The organism is Psychrobacter faecalis, from assembly GCF_016107575.1.
In the GTDB taxonomy this organism is placed as follows: domain Bacteria; phylum Pseudomonadota; class Gammaproteobacteria; order Pseudomonadales; family Moraxellaceae; genus Psychrobacter; species Psychrobacter faecalis.
Genome location: NZ_JABAST010000021.1, coordinates 33586 through 49161, shown reverse-complemented (window position 1 = coordinate 49161; position 15576 = coordinate 33586). Strand labels below are relative to the sequence as shown.

Below are 15576 nucleotides of genomic sequence, written 5' to 3'. Positions count from 1 at the left end.
ACTTTAAGGTGTTTGATTTGGTATTCTTCTATGTCAATTATGGCTATGTCTGATGCCAGCATACTTTTTAGAACACCACCAAATATTTAACCTATCTTTTAACCGCCAAGCTGATTTAGTGCCAGTGCTAAGATGAGGCCAACGGTGGTACTAATACCTGCCCAATGGTTGCTGCGTTTAAAGGCAGTAGGGAAGACCTCGGTCGCTAAAGAAGCAATAACCGCTCCTGCTGCAAAACAGTTGATGGCACTAATGATGGCATCATCGACATTTTTTAGCAGCACCTTGCCTAGGATAGCCGCCAGCGATAATAAAATTGCAGCCCCAATCCAAAGCATGAGCACTTTTTTATTGCTGGCACCGTTGCGGCGCATTTCTTTGGCACCGCCTGCTGCCTCTGGTAAGTTGGATAACAGAATGGAGCCCGCTAGCGCCGCCACTTGCATGACGTTGCCACTAATTAATGCCACACCCAGCGCTAGTTTTCTGGTACGCCATCGAGGGTGATGGCTGCCAGTAGTCCTGAGCCGCCATCGGCATTGAGCTTTTCATCGAGTAGATAATCGACACTCGCAAATACCACTGCGCCCAGCATGGCAAAGGCCGCTGTCACCCAAACGCCGCTGTCAGTCACCGCTGGCTGTATCAGTTCGATGACGACCGATATCATCAGCGCGCCGCCAGCGAGCGCCAGTAAATTACCTTCAAGCCAGCTAGGTAAGCGGCCGTAAAGCCCCCAAAGCGCTCCAATAATCAGAGCGCCTGATACCACAAGAATCACTGCAAACATTAACATAATAGGCCTCAATATTTTTATAGTTTATTGATAACGGCTAATGGTTGTGGTGTCATTATAAATTGCGTAATTGTTGTGTTAGACGCTGTTAACGGGCCATGTTGCTCATATAAAATACTCAAAAAGAACCCGACTATATTTTTATAATCGGGGTTTATCTAAATTCATTTAATCAAAATTTCTAATTTATATCTTCTTTATCAAAACGGTAACTTGGTAAATATCTGCAAGATAGTCGCGTTAACGATATCGACAAAGAACGCACCAACCATCGGTACAATCAAAAACGCTTTCGGTGATGGCAGGTAGCGATCGGTCACTGCCTGCATATTGGCAATCGCCGTCGGCGTGGCGCCCATACCAAACCCAGAGTGTCCAGCTGCCAAAACCGCGGCATCATAGTCTTTACCCATGATTCTAAAGGTAACAAAATAAGCATAACCAATCATGACTAAAGTCTGCACGACTAAGATAATCAATACAGGGCCTGCCAAATCTGTCAACTCCCATAGTTTTAGCGATAGCAGCGCCATGGCTAAGAATAGACTTAATGACGCATTACCAATCACATCGATAGCACGGTCGAACATATCAAAATTGAACACCATGGTTAAAGCATTACGGATAATTACGCCACCTGCTAATGCCCAAACGAAGGTAGGCAACTCAAACGCGGTATCTGCTGCAACCAGTGTCATAATATCTGCAAACGCCAACGCTCCTGCAAACAAAGCCAATGACTCAATCGTTGAAGAGGCGGTAATCAGACGGATATTATCAGGTTTTTCAAACATCTCTTCATGGCGATGATCGCCATCTTCGCTATGCTTGGTACTATATAACGACTGCTTACCAGCAAGCTTTTCAACGTCGCTTTGATTGGGATTGACAGGGGTTGGTTTAAGACCCATTTTATTGATCAATCGGCGTGCAACAGGACCACCAACCAGACCACCTGCAACCAAACCATAGGTAGCAACGGCAATACCAAGAGTGGTGGCACCAACGACATTGTATTGTTCTTCTAATACAACGCCCCACGCGCCTGCGGTACCATGGCCGCCTGTTAGCGCGATAGAGCCAGTCACTAAGCCAAGCAGCGGGTCAAGACCTAGTACGCTGGCCATTGCCACCCCAACCACGTCTTGTAAAATAATAAAGACCGAGACGACGATGGTGAAAATTAATAAAGGCGTACCACCTGCTTTCAGCCGTCCAAAGTCGGCGCTAAGTCCGATAGAGGCAAAGAACATCAGCATGGTTGCTGTTTGTAGTCCTTGGTGGAAGTTAAAGCTATAACCCCAAATCAAATTAAGGGCATAAACAATTACAGCAGCAATCAAGCCACCAGCCACGGGTTCTGGGATATTAAAGTCTTCCAAAAACTTGATTTTTTTAACCAAAAAGCGTCCTAATAATAGCACCAATGTGGCAAAAATCAGGGTGTAATATCCGTTTAATGTTACTTCCATAAGTTCATCCTTTCTGTAAATATGAATTCACCTAAATTCGAGATAAAACTGGCTTTATCTCGAATTTAGGTTCTGCTCGTTTTGCTATGCGTAGGCATCATCTGAAGCCTCAATAATCCATAATTGCGGTTTGCCAAAATCTTTATAGGCGTCCTCTATCAAGCGCTTAAAGACATTAAAGTCCTCGCTGTTGATTCTTTCTACCACATTTAGGTAAAGCGTGAAGTCTGTGATATCACTATCGGTCAAACAGTCCCAAGCGCTGTCCCAATTATGGGCAAAATAGCTGGGAAAATTGGCGGCTGTCGCTAAGCTATTTAGCAGCGTTTCTTTATTCAAAACATCGCCAATTGGAATGTTAATCGCATGCTTCGGAATGGCATTAATAAACGCTTCGTCTTTTTGAGCAATGGCGTTTTGGTTAACGTCATTTTTTTTAATATAGTAAATCGCTTGGTTCATATCATCTCACCTGCAATTGCTGAAAGCTGTCGTAATGGTCGACGGTCAAATAATAGACGGTTGGCGGATGACCGCCGGTGACAATACGCCGTGCGCCGCGATGCGAAACGCCCGGCGTCGGCACGGTATATTCGCGATAATAGCCTTGCGACTGGGCAGGCAATTTGCCTTCGCGATTATAAAAGGTGGTGCCATCTTTATCAGGGTAAGGAAACGGGCCGCCTTGCTGAATCAGCGCCAGTGTTTGGTCAATTTGCGCGTCACCCGTGATAGCTGCTGTGGCTGCTGTATCAGGGCTAGAGGTCTTAGGCGCTGTCTGCGTTATAGACGTTGCTGGCGTGCTGTCTGCAAAAAAACTAGACGTCAAATCACCAAAGAAAAAAACCGCCACGGCAATAAGGGTGATAAAACTTAATAGAGTAGATAAGCCAGTTTTTTTATGTTGTCTGCTTTGGTTATTTTTTGACTGGTTTTTTCGATGATAGCTAAGGTTATTTGTATGCGTATTTTTTGCATGTTGTTTGGTTGCATTTGCTAGCGGTGCTTTTGCGTCTGCCGTTTCTAAAATACTTAATTCGTTAGAGGTGACTTCGGTTGCGCGTAATTGGTTTTTGTCATTACGCTGACTGTTAAAATAAACAAGCTGGCCCTCGCTTATCGGCCGCGATAAGCGCACGCTGCTGATATGAAAGAAGACATCTTCATCTTGATTGTCTACATCAATAAAGCCATCGCCTTTGTCAGCATTCCAGTGTTTAATTTTGCCACTTTGCATGGGCACGGCTTCCTATAGCGTGGTTTTTATTCAGCAAAATAATTTTTATATGCCATATATAGCATATTTATCAATAATAAAAAAACGCCAGCAATTAAGCTGACGTTATTTAAGATTATACTCGAATTGGGCAATAAATTATAGTGCAGCAATGATGCCCTAGGCGCGCGTTTCGCCGTGACCGTAAACAATCCATTTTTGCGAGGTTAAGCCCTCAAGCCCAACCGGTCCACGGGCATGGATTTTATCGGTTGAGATACCGATTTCTGCTCCAAGTCCGTACTCAAAACCATCGGCAAAACGGCTCGAGGCGTTAATCATCACGCTTGCCGAATCGACTTCTCGGATAAAGCGCTGCGACTTAGTGTAATTGTCGGTAATGATGACGTCGGTATGGTGGCTGCCGTGAGTGTTGATATGTTCAATCGCTTCGTCGATACCCGCTACCACCTTAACTGCCAAGATAGGTGCAAGATATTCGGTATCCCAGTCCTCGCTAGTCGCTGCCGATAAATGACCTTGCAGGGTAGCATTGTCATTTAAAATCGCCTGTGACTTCTCATCGAGGCGCAGTTGCATGGCGTCATCGGCTGTTACGATGGCTTCTGCAATCTTTGGCAATAACTCATCGGCGACATTTTCATCGACCAACAGCGTCTCCATGGTATTACAGGTACCGTAGCGGTGAGTTTTGGCATTGACGCTGACTTTAATCGCCGTGTCTGCATCGGCATCGCTATCGATAAAGGTATGACAATTACCATCTAGGTGCTTAATCACAGGGACGCGGGCATCGCGGCTGATACGTTCAATCAAACCTTTACCGCCGCGTGGTACGATAACATCGACATAGTCTGTCATGGTAATCAGCTCGCCAACAGCAGCGCGGTCAGTGGTTTCTAACACTTGTACGCTATGCTCAGATAGACCGACCTTTTTTAAACCCTGTAAGATACATTTGGCAAGCGCTTGATTGGACTCAAAGGCTTCAGAACCACCGCGCAAGATAATAGCATTACCAGACTTTAGCGCCAGCGAAGCCGCTTCCAAGGTGACGTTGGGACGCGACTCATAAATCATCCCGACTACCCCGAGTGGCACACGCATTTTGCCCAAATGAATCCCTGATGGCTGATAAGTCATGTCGGTCACTTCACCGATAGGGTCAGGTAATGCCGCCACGTCTTTTAACCCTTGCAGCATACCATCGAAGCGCGCGTCATTTAGCTCTAGGCGATCGAGTAAGGCAGCGTCCAAGTCGTTTTTTTGCCCGTTATCCATATCGATTTTATTGGCCGCTAAAATATCAGCTTTGGCGCTTTTTAACGCATCATAGATTGCCATCAGCGCCGAATTCTTATCGCCAGTATTGGCCGCAGCTAACGCTCGTGATGCCGCGCGCGCTTGCTTACCGACCGTCTGCATATAGGCGGTTACATCTGTGGTATTCGATTGCGTCATAAATTAACGTCCTTTTATCATCAATAATCTAAAAAATATCGTTTAGCGCTCTAATGGCGCTCTGCCATTTAACATAGAGGAGATGAGGACGATAGTAAAGTCGATTTTGTGAACAACGACCGTTTAGCAAGTACTGTGGAGTTTTCTTATGTTCGATTTTAAGGTTTTTAACTTTTTATAGCGTCTATAAGTAATGGGAGATAAAAAAGTATGCTGTCTGTTACGTATTTTTAACAGAACTGCGCTGCAACTGCTAAGGTAGTCGTGGTCAATCGTGAGTATAGTGGGCGCTAAGACGGTCAATTCATACGCTATCTCATACGTTATCAATGAAAGACATAGCAATTGGCTGATGCAATAAAGTGATGGATTTTATAAAGATTAATAAATTAAAGACTCATGATGGAGAAAAAAATGGCTATTAAAAATAAAACCTATAAAAACTGGCTCACGGTAGGCTTGGTAGCAGCAGCACTAAGTGTCAGCGCCTGCGGCAAAAAAGACGAAGCGCCAATGGACGTTGAACCAACCGCTGACGCGCAGACGCCAGTAGAAAATAACGCTACCGGCGTGGCAACAGCAAACAGCACGGATGATGTCGCCGTTGCAAGTGCCGATGCTAATGATGGTATGGCCGTTAGCGAGAATGATGATGTCGCAGTAGCAACTGCTGATGATGCAGAAGTCCTTGATGGAACTGAAAGCGAAGAGCACATTTCGACTTACTAGTTAAGTTTGTTAAATGCCGCTTGCAAGCGTCGACTGACTATTTAGCAGATAAAACAGCGCTAGCGGCGTTAAGATGATAAAATAAGGCCCATAACTGACTATGCGTTATGGGCCTTATTTTGTCGTTGATTCTGTTTAAAAAGAATACCGCGCTACTTAGTTAGAATTATCTAAGCCGAGCGCTGTTTTGAGTATTTCTTTATAGGCAATGAATTATTCTGTCAAACTCTAATGATCTTTAATGACCTTTAATAACTGAAGGGGCAGGGTTTGCCTTTTTATCGCATTATAGGCGACAATGGCGCATTTTTTTATTCATGTTTTCACTCATATTTATTGGAAGTCTGCTAAACCATGCTTGATACTGCAAAGAATCCGACTCGGCCTATCGCCTTAGATTTACAAGACGTCCATAAAAGCTACGGCTCGTTGGCGGTGCTAAAAGGGGTGTCTCTCACTGCTTATGATGGCGACGTTATCTCTATTTTAGGCTCGTCTGGCTCCGGTAAGTCAACCTTGCTGCGCTGTATTAACTTGCTTGAAAAACCCAATCAGGGGCGTATCATCATCGGCAATGATGAGCTGATGCTAAAACCTGCCAAATCAGGCGAATTGCAAGCGGCAGATATCAAGCAGCTAGAGAGCTTACGTGCGCGCGTCGGCTTTGTGTTTCAAAACTTTAACTTGTGGCCACACAAGACCATTTTGCAAAATATCATCGAAGGACCAACGCAGGTCTTAAAAATCAAAAAAGACCAAGCGATTAGCGATGCAGAAAAACTGCTCGATAAAGTGGGTCTGCTCGATAAAAAAGACGCTTATCCGGCGAATTTATCGGGCGGTCAACGTCAGCGTGTGGCGATAGCACGCGCCCTTGCCATGCAGCCGCAGGTGTTATTATTCGATGAGCCAACCTCGGCCCTTGACCCTGAGCTGGTCAATGAAGTGCTCGCGGTCATGCGTGAGCTTGCCGCAGAAGGACGTACCATGCTGATTGTTACGCACGAGATGCGTTTTGCCCGTGAGGTATCAAGCAAAGTGGTGTTCTTGCATCAAGGTATCATCGAAGAGATTGGTACACCTGAGCAAGTTTTCGACCATCCAAAATCTGAGCGCGTTAAAGACTTTATGGCATCGCATCGTCAAAACTAGAAGCGAGTGTTTGACAGGTTATTGGTTGAATGTCGAAAAAACCTAAAACGCTTACGATGCAAAAGTTGCCCTTAGTAATCTTCTTGGCCTAAATTTTCTTAGCCTATTTATTACCGAATAATCACAGTTGGTATGCAAAACGTTTGTTTTTGATATTTGAGTCAGGTATTATCAAAAGGTTTATAGGCAGTCGCAAATGGCGCCTGTCTATGTCTTTATGTTCATTGACTTGCTTATCTGGCAGGGACGCCAGAGAACAAAATATCAGAACCCTATATCAAAAACCTCATCAGAATTTAAGGAATGTATGATGTCGAATTCTCGCCTCTTGTGGTCATCGATGACCGTCACCGCTGCGCTTATGCTTGGCGCTTGTAGTCAGTCTGCTAATGACGCCACTGATAGCAGCGCTGATGCCTCTGCTACAGAAACGGCTGGCAAGACCATTCGTATCGCCACCGAGGGCGCATACCCTCCTTTTAACTATACCAATGCCGATGGCAGCTTGGCAGGATTCGATATCGACGTCGCCAATGCCTTATGTGCGCAAATGCAAGCCAAATGTGAAATCGTTGCTCAAGATTGGGACGGTATCATTCCAGGTCTATTGGCGCAAAAATACGACGCCGTCATCGCTGGTATGTCAATCACTGAAGAGCGCCAAGAAAAGGTTGATTTTAGCGAGCCGTACTTTGCCAATACCATGGTTTGGCTTACCGATACCAAAAGTGGCTTTGACCCCAAATCCATTAAAAATCTAACGCTTGGTGGTCAGCGCTCAACGACGCCTGGCGCGTATTTACAAGACAATTATGAAGGCAAAGACGGCAACACCGTCAAGCTTTATGATAATTATGACAATGCCTACTTAGACCTAAAATCTGGTCGTAGCGATGCGGTACTTGCCGAAAAAGTCTCTGCCAAATCATGGTTAGCGGACAATCCAGAAGGTTTCGGTATCGTGGGTGATGAGATTGATAACGACGATAATATTGCCATTGCTGTCCGTAAAGGTGACTCAATCAAAGACGACTTCAATAAAGCGCTGAGCGAAATCCGTAGCAACGGTGAGCTTGCCCGTCTTGAGCAAGAAAACTTCGGTCAGTAATTTGCTTGATGTGCTTTGAGAAAAGTCTTTAACTGATAGCTATTAGTCAACAGACGGTTTCAATAAGCGCCGATTAACCAATTTCTGAACCATTGCGGATGAATAACGGCTGGTAAATATATTAAGGAATAACCTCTATGATCACTTCAATGACCTCATCAATGAGCAAAAAAGCGCTATGGCTTGCGCCGCTTAGTGCAGCGATGCTGATGCTTGCTGCTTGTAACAATAGCTCAACGCCTACAGAAAATACGGACGCCGCTGCTACAAGCGACGCCCCTTTACATATAAAAATCGCTACAGAATCGAGCTATAAGCCTTTTAGCTATACCGACGCCGATGGCAAATTAATCGGCTACGAGATTGAGCTGGTAGACGCCTTATGTGCGCAAATGAAAGCTGAATGTGAAGTTATCTCGCAAGATTGGGACGGCCTCATTCCAGGGCTAAATGCGCAGAAATTTGATGCGGCCATCGCTGGTATGTCAATCACTCCTGAGCGTAAAGAAGTCGTAGAATTCAGCGACCCGTACTTTCATACTGGCATTATCCTCATTGGTAAAAAAGGCGATGATATTACCGTCGATGGCCTAAAAGGTCAGCCAGTTGCCTCACAGCGCTCGACGGTTGCGTCACAATATCTACAAGAAAAACATGCCGACTCTGATATCAAGCTTTATGACACTCAAGACAACGCTTATCTAGACCTAACCTCAGGTCGCGTGCGCGCTATGATGTCTGATAAAGTCACTGGTATTGACTGGCTAAAAACCGACGCCGGTAAAGACTACGAAGTCAAAGGTCAAGAAATCAGCACCAGCGATGACGCGATGGGTATTGCCTTCCGTAAAGGCGACCCATTGGTTGCTAAATTTAATAAAGCACTGGCTGAACTAAAAGAAAACGGCACTTACGATCAAATCACCGGCAGTTATTTTGGTACCAGCTCAACAGCGGCGGCGCAAAAAGCAGTAGCGACTGATGGTGTCAAAGAAGTGGTGGTCGTTGATGATGGTAATGTCGATGCCAATGCAGTGATTGCCAAAGAAGAGCAAGTAGAAACAGCGACTAATTAATAGAGTTGTCTCTCATAATCTATTAGATAAGCGCTGATTTTAATAAAGCACGTTTTAATTAAAGCGTGCTTTATGCCATTTATAAAAGTTTGTTCCGTAATAATTTTAAACAAAAACAAGTAACAACATCAAGGATGATTATGAGCAACCATATTCTTTTAGCCCCTATGTCTAGTACGTCCTCTGTTACCTCATCCGACAGTAAGCACTTGTTAAAAACGAAGCCGATGCTAGCCTTAGCAGCGCTATTGGCTTTAGCGGGCTGTAGCAACGGTCAAAACGAGACTAATGAAACTGCTAGCTCGGATACGACTAAAACGTCAGAAGCGGCTGATAATAATAGCGCGGCGAGCGACGATGATAATGTACTACGTATCGGCACCGAAGGCGCTTATGCACCCTTTAACTATACCAATGCTGACGGCACGCTTGGCGGCTTCGATGTTGAAATCGCCAATGCTATTTGTGACGATTTGCAGATGACTTGTGAAATCATAGCGCAAGATTGGGATGGTATTATTCCTGGGCTTAAAGCGGGTAAATATGATGCCATCGTCGCGGCAATGTCGGTCACGCCCGAGCGTGCAAAGCAAGTGGCTTTTACCGACCCGTACTTTAGCAATGCCTTGGTATTTTTAGCCAAAAAAGACAGCAACTTTGATCCTGCCAATAGCAGCGATATCAATGCCCATTCTATTGCCGCCCAGCGCTCGACCATCTCTTCGCAGTGGTTAGAAAATGCCTATCCAAAAGCTGATATGAAGCTTTATGATACCTTGAGTAATGCCTTTTTGGATTTGGGTTCTGGTCGCGTTGATGCCATGATATCGGACAAATTGCCCGCACTTGAATGGCTTGGCTCACCGTCAGGCAGCAATTATGCCATCAAAGGCGATGAGATAGATATTAATGATAATTTTGCAATTGCTGTACGTCCTAACGACGAAGCCTTGCAAGCCAAAATCAATAAATCTTTGGCCAATCTAAAGTCCAATGGCACGTACGATAAAATCAATCAAAAATATTTTGCCGTACCAGCAAAGTCGACAACTACTGAGTCGGTAGCACCCGAAACAGCAGTAGAAGAGAGCGCAGGGCAATAAATGCTTATTGTTATCGCTATATTAATCACAGTTTTCCCTATTTAGCGGTAAACGTGACATCATAAAAGCAAAAAGACATTACCATCAGGGTGATGTCTTTTTTGCTTTAATAATAGGTTTTACTTTACAACCGATACAGGGCGAGGGGGATAAATTTTTCGAAGCCTCTGGAGTGCAAAGCGCACAGCAAGCGAGAAAAATTTATCTCACTCGCATCTGGTTGTTATCCTATCGATTTTGTTTAAAAATGATTATCATGATTCCTTACTCAAAGAATCACCACAATTTTATGCATTATGAAGGGTCAACTTTTATCAGATACTACTGATTTATAGGCTATTTATCTTGATAAGTGTCTATTTAGGCAGCGCTTTTATACGTGAGTATTAACATAGCTGGCAGCGAATATGATAAAATCAGCGCTCATTTCTACTGTGTCAATTTCCGCCGCCGTAATCGTATGTATCTGACGTCACTCTATGACGCAAAAAAACCGCCATCTATGCGGTTTGTCATACGACTATTCGCAGCGCTCAGCTATTGATGCTGATTCTTTTAACTCATATTTTGCAACTTGCTAATATAAAGAGACTGAGTGGATAATTGTGTTTGATTTACAAGGATTTGGCGCGCTATTACTAAGCGGCGCTACCGTCACTATAAAGCTGGCGCTGACCAGTTTGGTCATCGGTATGGCGTTAGGCCTACTTGGCGCGACGGCCAAGATGTCCAATGTCTGGCTGCTACGTAAGCTTGCGACGGTCTATACTGCCACGATGCGCGGCATCCCTGAGCTGTTATTGGTGCTGTTTATTTATTACGGCGGCTCGATATTGCTCATGAGTATCCTCAAAAAGTTCGGCTATAACGATTATATCGAGATTAGCGCGTTTTGGGGCGGGGTGATGGCGTTATCGATTGCATTTGGTGCTTACGCGACCGAAATTTTTCGTATGTCCATTCAAGAGATTCCGGTAGGGCAAAGAGAAGCGGCGCAAGCGATTGGCATGCGACCTTTTCAGACTTTTTATCGTATTACCTTGCCGCAAGTTTGGCAGATTGCGCTGCCAGGTCTCGGCAATTTGTTTCTGGTATTGCTCAAAGATACCGCTTTGGTGTCGGTCGTCGGTCTCAAAGATATCATGTATCAATCGTCGCGCGCGGCACAGTCGACACAGCAGCCGTTTACCTTTTATATGGCCGCGGCGATTATTTATTTGGGTCTGACCATGTTGATTACCGGTTTTATGATGTGGCTTGAGTGGCGCGCCAATCCGGCGGCGCGTTATGCTAAAAAGCTCAGCCGTCAAACCCACCATCAAACCACTCAAAGTCAATCGACCATAGGATAGAGGAGAGATACTATGGATTGGAATTGGCAGGTTATCTTTGAGCATATCCCTGATTTACTTGGCGGTGCAGTATTGACCGTACAGTTGGTGGTGTTCTCGGGTATTATCGGGCTATTTTTCGGTTTGATTTTGGCATTATTGCGCTTGTCCAAAAATTGGCTGGTGCAAGTATTACCATTTTTATATATTTTCTTTTTCCGTGGCACGCCGCTACTGGTACAGATATTCTTGATTTATTACGGGCTTGGGCAGTTCGAAGCGGTACGTAACTCGTTTTTATGGGAGCCAGTTTTAAGCCAAGCTTACTGGTGTGCCATCATCGCCTTTACCCTTAATACCAGCGCCTATTTGGCAGAGATTATTCGCGGTGCGATTCAAAATATTCCTGTGGGCGAGCTTGAAGCCGCCGATGCCATTGGCATGTCAAAATGGCAGAAGCTGACGCGTATTACCTTACCGCGCGCTTTTGGTATTGTGATTCCTGCTTACAGTAATGAAGTTATCTTTATGCTAAAGGGAAGTGCGCTGGCATCCACCATTGCGTTGATGGATATCACGGGCGTTGCTCGTACGATTAGTGCGCGTACTTATACCTTGATGGAATTGTTCTTTGCGGCCGGTGTCGTTTATCTGCTGCTATCGTGGGTGATTTTATTTAGCTTTAGATTGTTTGAAAAACGTATGAATCGTCACGCCAGCTATGTGCCGCCAGACGTGGTTACCAATACCATTCCTTAAAAGTAGGCACAGCAAAATAAAAAAGCTATAGTGTTCATAAATGTCAAAAACATGCCGTAAGGAAACTGTATGAGCTCATCGCCCCATATGTCCATCGCCAACGCTATTATTGGTAATGTGAAAGATACTGCTGGCACCACTGATACCAATAGTGATACCAGCATTGAGAACAGCGAACGTCTGCGTACCTCTATCGGTAAAGTGGTCTGTGTCGGGCGCAACTATGCGGCGCATGCAGAGGAGTTGGGCAATGAAGTGCCTAGTGCGCCGATGCTATTTATGAAACCTTCCTCTTCGGTGGTATCTATCCGTCAGGGCATTGAGCGACCAAACCCTGCCATCTTTGGCGAAACCCACTATGAAGCTGAGCTTTGTATTCAGCTGGCAACAGACTTATCAAAAGCCACGCTTGCAGAGGCGAAACAAGCCATCGGCGGTGTGGCCTTGGGGCTAGATTTGACTTTGCGTGAGCTACAAACAGAGCTTAAAACCCAAGGTCATCCGTGGGAGCGCGCTAAGTGCTTTGATGGTGCTTGTGTGCTTGGCGATTGGCTTGATCCGCAAGCGTTTGGTGACTTCAAAAACGTGCATTATCAGCTAGATATTAATAACGAACTCAAGCAAGACGGCGATAGCGCCTTAATGTTATTTCCTGTTCACGAGTTATTGGTCAATATCAGTCACGCTTTTAGTTTGCAAGCGGGCGACGTCATTATGACCGGGACGCCAAGCGGCGTTGGCGCTTTACATGCGGGCGATGTGTTGACTTTAAAACTAGGCGCTCATAAGTGGCAGACAGAGGTTAAATAAGTTTTTATCGCAGCTATCACCTATTAATCTGTAAAGGCATTAATGCTTAACGCTATCAAAAAATCCCAAGTGAACGCTTGGGATTTTTTTGGTTTATCAGTGGTGATAGTCATTTATCCTAAGCTTATCATTAAATAACTATCAAATCGGCATTTGGTTTTCAACGTACTGTCATAAACACTCAGTAGAATTAGGCATAATTCGTATTTTGGTGATTGCAATTACAAGACTGCAATCAACTCTCTCATGCCAATCAAGCCTAACAGCAAGGTGACTGATAATGACATTATTGAATAACAAACAACCGCTTGCCCATGAAGTCGTTGAAGATTCTAATCCGAGCAACAATATTGATTTTCAAACCATTATTAGTCGCCGTTTAAATCGGCGTAGTATCCTAAAAGGTGGCACAGGATTGACAGCGGCGGCGTTTTTTGGAGCGCTACCTTTAGTTGGCTGTAGCGACGATAACGATAGTATTCCTACCAAAAATAATGGCAATGATGCTGCTATCCCTGCACAAGGTGATCTCAAGCGTCCCGAAACTTTGAAGTTTACCGCAGTGGCGCATTCGACTGCCGAAACCATGAGCGTGGCGGCAGGCTATAAGGCTGAGATGATACTGCCTCTAGGCACGCCGCTGATATCTGGCATTGATGATTGGAAAGACAATCGCGAGCAGTCAGCTGAATCATTCGAATGGCGTATGGGTGATAACCATGATGGCATGTGGTTCTTTGGCAAAAAGGGCACTGCCTATGATGCCAAAGCATCAGAGAATGGACTACTGGTCATGAATCATGAATACGTCAATAGCAGCGAGCTGAGCCCATTTGGTTACCATGTGATCCAAGATAAAAATGCTGCGCCAATCTTCCAAAATCGTCGACTTGCAAGCGACGTACGTCGTGAGGTCAATTGTCATGGGGTAGCGGTGGTCGAGATGAAACGCCGCGCCGATGGCATGGGCTACGAGATGGTCTCCAATTCAAAATACAATCGCCGTATCACCAGCAGTACAACCACGCAATTAGCAGGTCCTGTTGCGGGCTCTGATTTGGTCAAGACCAAGTTTGACCCAACAGGCTTTCAAACTCGCGGTATCAATAACAATTGCGGCGCAGGCTTATCGCCATGGGGCACCTATCTGACCACCGAAGAGAATTTTTTAGGGGTGTTTGCCCGTGGGCAAGATGCCAGTCAGCTGAGCGCAGGACAAAATTATGGTCGCGAGCGCTATGGCGCAACGGAGAATTTCTCTGGCTTTGAATATCTTTGGCACACCCCTGATGCCAAAGATGCCAAGATCGTAGACGAGTTTTCACGCTGGGATATGACTGCTACTAGTGCTAGCGCTACTGACGATTATCGAAATGGTTTTAATACCTTTGGTTATATCACCGAAATTGATCCTTTTGATCAAAATTCCATGCCTAAAAAGCGCACGGCGCTGGGACGTTTTGCTCATGAAAACTGTGCTTATGCTCCCGTTGAACAAGGCAAACCGGTGGTGTTTTATATGGGCGATGATGCTCGCGGCGAATATATTTATAAATTCGTCTCTAAAGCCACATGGTCAAATGCTGATATCGGTGGTGGATTAAAAGCGGGTGACAAGTATTTGAATGAGGGCATGCTCTATGTTGCTATCTTTAATGAAAATGGTCGCGGTGAATGGAAAGCGTTAATTCATGGTCAAAATGGACTGGATGCTTTGAACAGCGAGTTGCCTTTTCATGGACAAGATGAGGTATTGGTCTTTGCTCGCGCAGCAGCAGATGCAGTCGGTGCCACCAAAATGGATCGACCAGAATGGGTATCGGTCAGCCCGATAACGGGTGAGGTGTATGTGACCTTGACCAATAATAAATATCGTGGCGTACGAGATGATCAGCCAGTGTCAGCGTCCAATCCGCGCAGCTATAATACTGGCGGTAAAGCGCGTGGTAATGACAATGGTCATATCATTCGCTGGGCAGAAGCGGGCGGTGATCATGCGGCAACCAGTTTTGAATGGGACATTTATTTATTTGCTGCACCGAATGATTTAGCAGCAGAAAATTTATCGCAATTAAATGACAGTAATGATTTTTCTTCTCCCGATGGCTTATACTTCGATCCACGCGGCGTTCTATGGATTCAAACAGACGACGGCGCTTATACCGATACCAGCAGCTGTATGTTACTGGCAGCGCTACCGGGTAATGTAAGCGATGGCGCCATTCAAACCACGTCAGCAGGGCAACAAACCCGAGTCGGTATGCCTGCCAGCAATGATAACATCAAACGATTTTTTGTCGGTCCGGAGGGCTGTGAAGTCACAGGTATCACGATGACGCCAGACTTTAAAACCTTGTTTATTAATATTCAGCATCCGGGTAATACGTGGGGCGCAGTGGCTGGCGGTAGTACCCCGCGCTCAGCGACAGTTATGATTACACGCGAAGATGGTGACGTCATACTGGCAGAATCCTTTGTCTAGTTAACTATTTGCATTAGTAATGATACGTCTGAACAAACATAAAAATCCTAAGTCATGGCT

Annotated in this window: 15 protein-coding genes; 9 read left to right on the top strand and 6 right to left on the bottom strand. The window is 45.2% G+C overall.

Going from position 1 to position 15576, the window contains the following annotated elements; translation table 11 throughout:
• Positions 1–98: 98 nt before the first annotated feature.
• From JFC07_RS13285 to JFC07_RS08120, 6 genes are all read right to left on the bottom strand, one after another.
• Entirely contained in the window at positions 99–470 is a 372-nt protein-coding gene (locus JFC07_RS13285; RefSeq protein WP_265090563.1) for a ZIP family metal transporter, read from the bottom strand.
• An 8-nt stretch (positions 471–478) separates the two neighbouring features.
• Entirely contained in the window at positions 479–796 is a 318-nt protein-coding gene (locus JFC07_RS13280) for a ZIP family metal transporter (RefSeq protein ID WP_265090562.1), read from the bottom strand.
• A gap of 200 nt (positions 797–996) precedes the next feature.
• On the bottom strand, positions 997–2268 hold the full coding sequence (gene gltS / locus JFC07_RS08135) for a sodium/glutamate symporter (protein ID WP_068406019.1): 1272 nt from the start codon (positions 2266–2268) through the stop codon (positions 997–999).
• An 84-nt stretch (positions 2269–2352) separates the two neighbouring features.
• Positions 2353–2730: a barstar family protein gene (locus tag JFC07_RS08130; protein WP_198328821.1), complete on the bottom strand. Its 378-nt coding sequence runs from the start codon at positions 2728–2730 to the stop codon at positions 2353–2355.
• 1 nt (position 2731) lies between these two features.
• Complete coding sequence (locus tag JFC07_RS13275) at positions 2732–3505, bottom strand: ribonuclease domain-containing protein (protein ID WP_082894326.1); 774 nt, start codon at positions 3503–3505, stop codon at positions 2732–2734.
• 159 nt (positions 3506–3664) lie between these two features.
• Complete coding sequence (locus JFC07_RS08120) at positions 3665–4966, bottom strand: glutamate-5-semialdehyde dehydrogenase (RefSeq protein ID WP_198328820.1); 1302 nt, start codon at positions 4964–4966, stop codon at positions 3665–3667.
• Positions 4967–5380: 414 nt separating this feature from the next.
• On the opposite strand from JFC07_RS08120, the gene JFC07_RS08115 reads away from it, so the two are divergent.
• The 9 genes from JFC07_RS08115 (at position 5381) to JFC07_RS08075 (ending at position 15516) form a co-directional block, all read left to right on the top strand.
• Positions 5381–5695: a hypothetical protein gene (locus JFC07_RS08115; protein ID WP_191691458.1), complete on the top strand. Its 315-nt coding sequence runs from the start codon at positions 5381–5383 to the stop codon at positions 5693–5695.
• Positions 5696–6049: 354 nt separating this feature from the next.
• Entirely contained in the window at positions 6050–6847 is a 798-nt protein-coding gene (locus JFC07_RS08110) for an ABC transporter ATP-binding protein (protein ID WP_198328819.1), read from the top strand.
• A gap of 310 nt (positions 6848–7157) precedes the next feature.
• The gene (locus JFC07_RS08105; RefSeq protein ID WP_376779294.1) at positions 7158–7955 is read left to right on the top strand and encodes a transporter substrate-binding domain-containing protein; all 798 of its coding nucleotides are present in this window, start codon (positions 7158–7160) and stop codon (positions 7953–7955) included.
• Positions 7956–8092: 137 nt separating this feature from the next.
• Positions 8093–9031 (top strand): transporter substrate-binding domain-containing protein, encoded by a 939-nt coding sequence (locus JFC07_RS08100; protein WP_198328817.1) that lies wholly within the window; start codon positions 8093–8095, stop codon positions 9029–9031.
• A 140-nt stretch (positions 9032–9171) separates the two neighbouring features.
• Positions 9172–10134 carry an ABC transporter substrate-binding protein gene (locus tag JFC07_RS08095; RefSeq protein WP_198328816.1) on the top strand — a complete coding sequence of 321 codons (963 nt, stop codon included), beginning with the start codon at positions 9172–9174 and terminating at the stop codon, positions 10132–10134.
• Between the two features lie 605 nt (positions 10135–10739).
• Positions 10740–11486, top strand: coding sequence for an ABC transporter permease (locus JFC07_RS08090; protein WP_068405995.1), 747 nt, complete (start codon positions 10740–10742; stop codon positions 11484–11486).
• Between the two features lie 12 nt (positions 11487–11498).
• Complete coding sequence (locus tag JFC07_RS08085) at positions 11499–12224, top strand: ABC transporter permease (protein WP_198328815.1); 726 nt, start codon at positions 11499–11501, stop codon at positions 12222–12224.
• 180 nt (positions 12225–12404) lie between these two features.
• Entirely contained in the window at positions 12405–13034 is a 630-nt protein-coding gene (locus tag JFC07_RS08080; RefSeq protein WP_390625432.1) for a fumarylacetoacetate hydrolase family protein, read from the top strand.
• A gap of 280 nt (positions 13035–13314) precedes the next feature.
• Positions 13315–15516, top strand: coding sequence for a PhoX family protein (locus JFC07_RS08075; protein WP_198328813.1), 2202 nt, complete (start codon positions 13315–13317; stop codon positions 15514–15516).
• The last annotated feature ends 60 nt before the right edge of the window (positions 15517–15576 follow it).

What these genes read in the sequence shown, in the direction of transcription:
- JFC07_RS13280 (WP_265090562.1), bottom strand. Translation starts at nt 796, where the DNA reads ATGTTAATGTTTGCAGTGATTCTTGTGGTATCAGGCGCTCTGATTATT.
- gltS (WP_068406019.1), bottom strand. Translation starts at nt 2,268, where the DNA reads ATGGAAGTAACATTAAACGGATATTACACCCTGATTTTTGCCACATTG.
- JFC07_RS08130 (WP_198328821.1), bottom strand. Translation starts at nt 2,730, where the DNA reads ATGAACCAAGCGATTTACTATATTAAAAAAAATGACGTTAACCAAAAC.
- JFC07_RS13275 (WP_082894326.1), bottom strand. Translation starts at nt 3,505, where the DNA reads ATGCAAAGTGGCAAAATTAAACACTGGAATGCTGACAAAGGCGATGGC.
- JFC07_RS08120 (WP_198328820.1), bottom strand. Translation starts at nt 4,966, where the DNA reads ATGACGCAATCGAATACCACAGATGTAACCGCCTATATGCAGACGGTC.
- JFC07_RS08115 (WP_191691458.1), top strand. Translation starts at nt 5,381, where the DNA reads ATGGCTATTAAAAATAAAACCTATAAAAACTGGCTCACGGTAGGCTTG.
- JFC07_RS08110 (WP_198328819.1), top strand. Translation starts at nt 6,050, where the DNA reads ATGCTTGATACTGCAAAGAATCCGACTCGGCCTATCGCCTTAGATTTA.
- JFC07_RS08105 (WP_376779294.1), top strand. Translation starts at nt 7,158, where the DNA reads ATGTCGAATTCTCGCCTCTTGTGGTCATCGATGACCGTCACCGCTGCG.
- JFC07_RS08100 (WP_198328817.1), top strand. Translation starts at nt 8,093, where the DNA reads ATGATCACTTCAATGACCTCATCAATGAGCAAAAAAGCGCTATGGCTT.
- JFC07_RS08095 (WP_198328816.1), top strand. Translation starts at nt 9,172, where the DNA reads ATGAGCAACCATATTCTTTTAGCCCCTATGTCTAGTACGTCCTCTGTT.
- JFC07_RS08085 (WP_198328815.1), top strand. Translation starts at nt 11,499, where the DNA reads ATGGATTGGAATTGGCAGGTTATCTTTGAGCATATCCCTGATTTACTT.
- JFC07_RS08075 (WP_198328813.1), top strand. Translation starts at nt 13,315, where the DNA reads ATGACATTATTGAATAACAAACAACCGCTTGCCCATGAAGTCGTTGAA.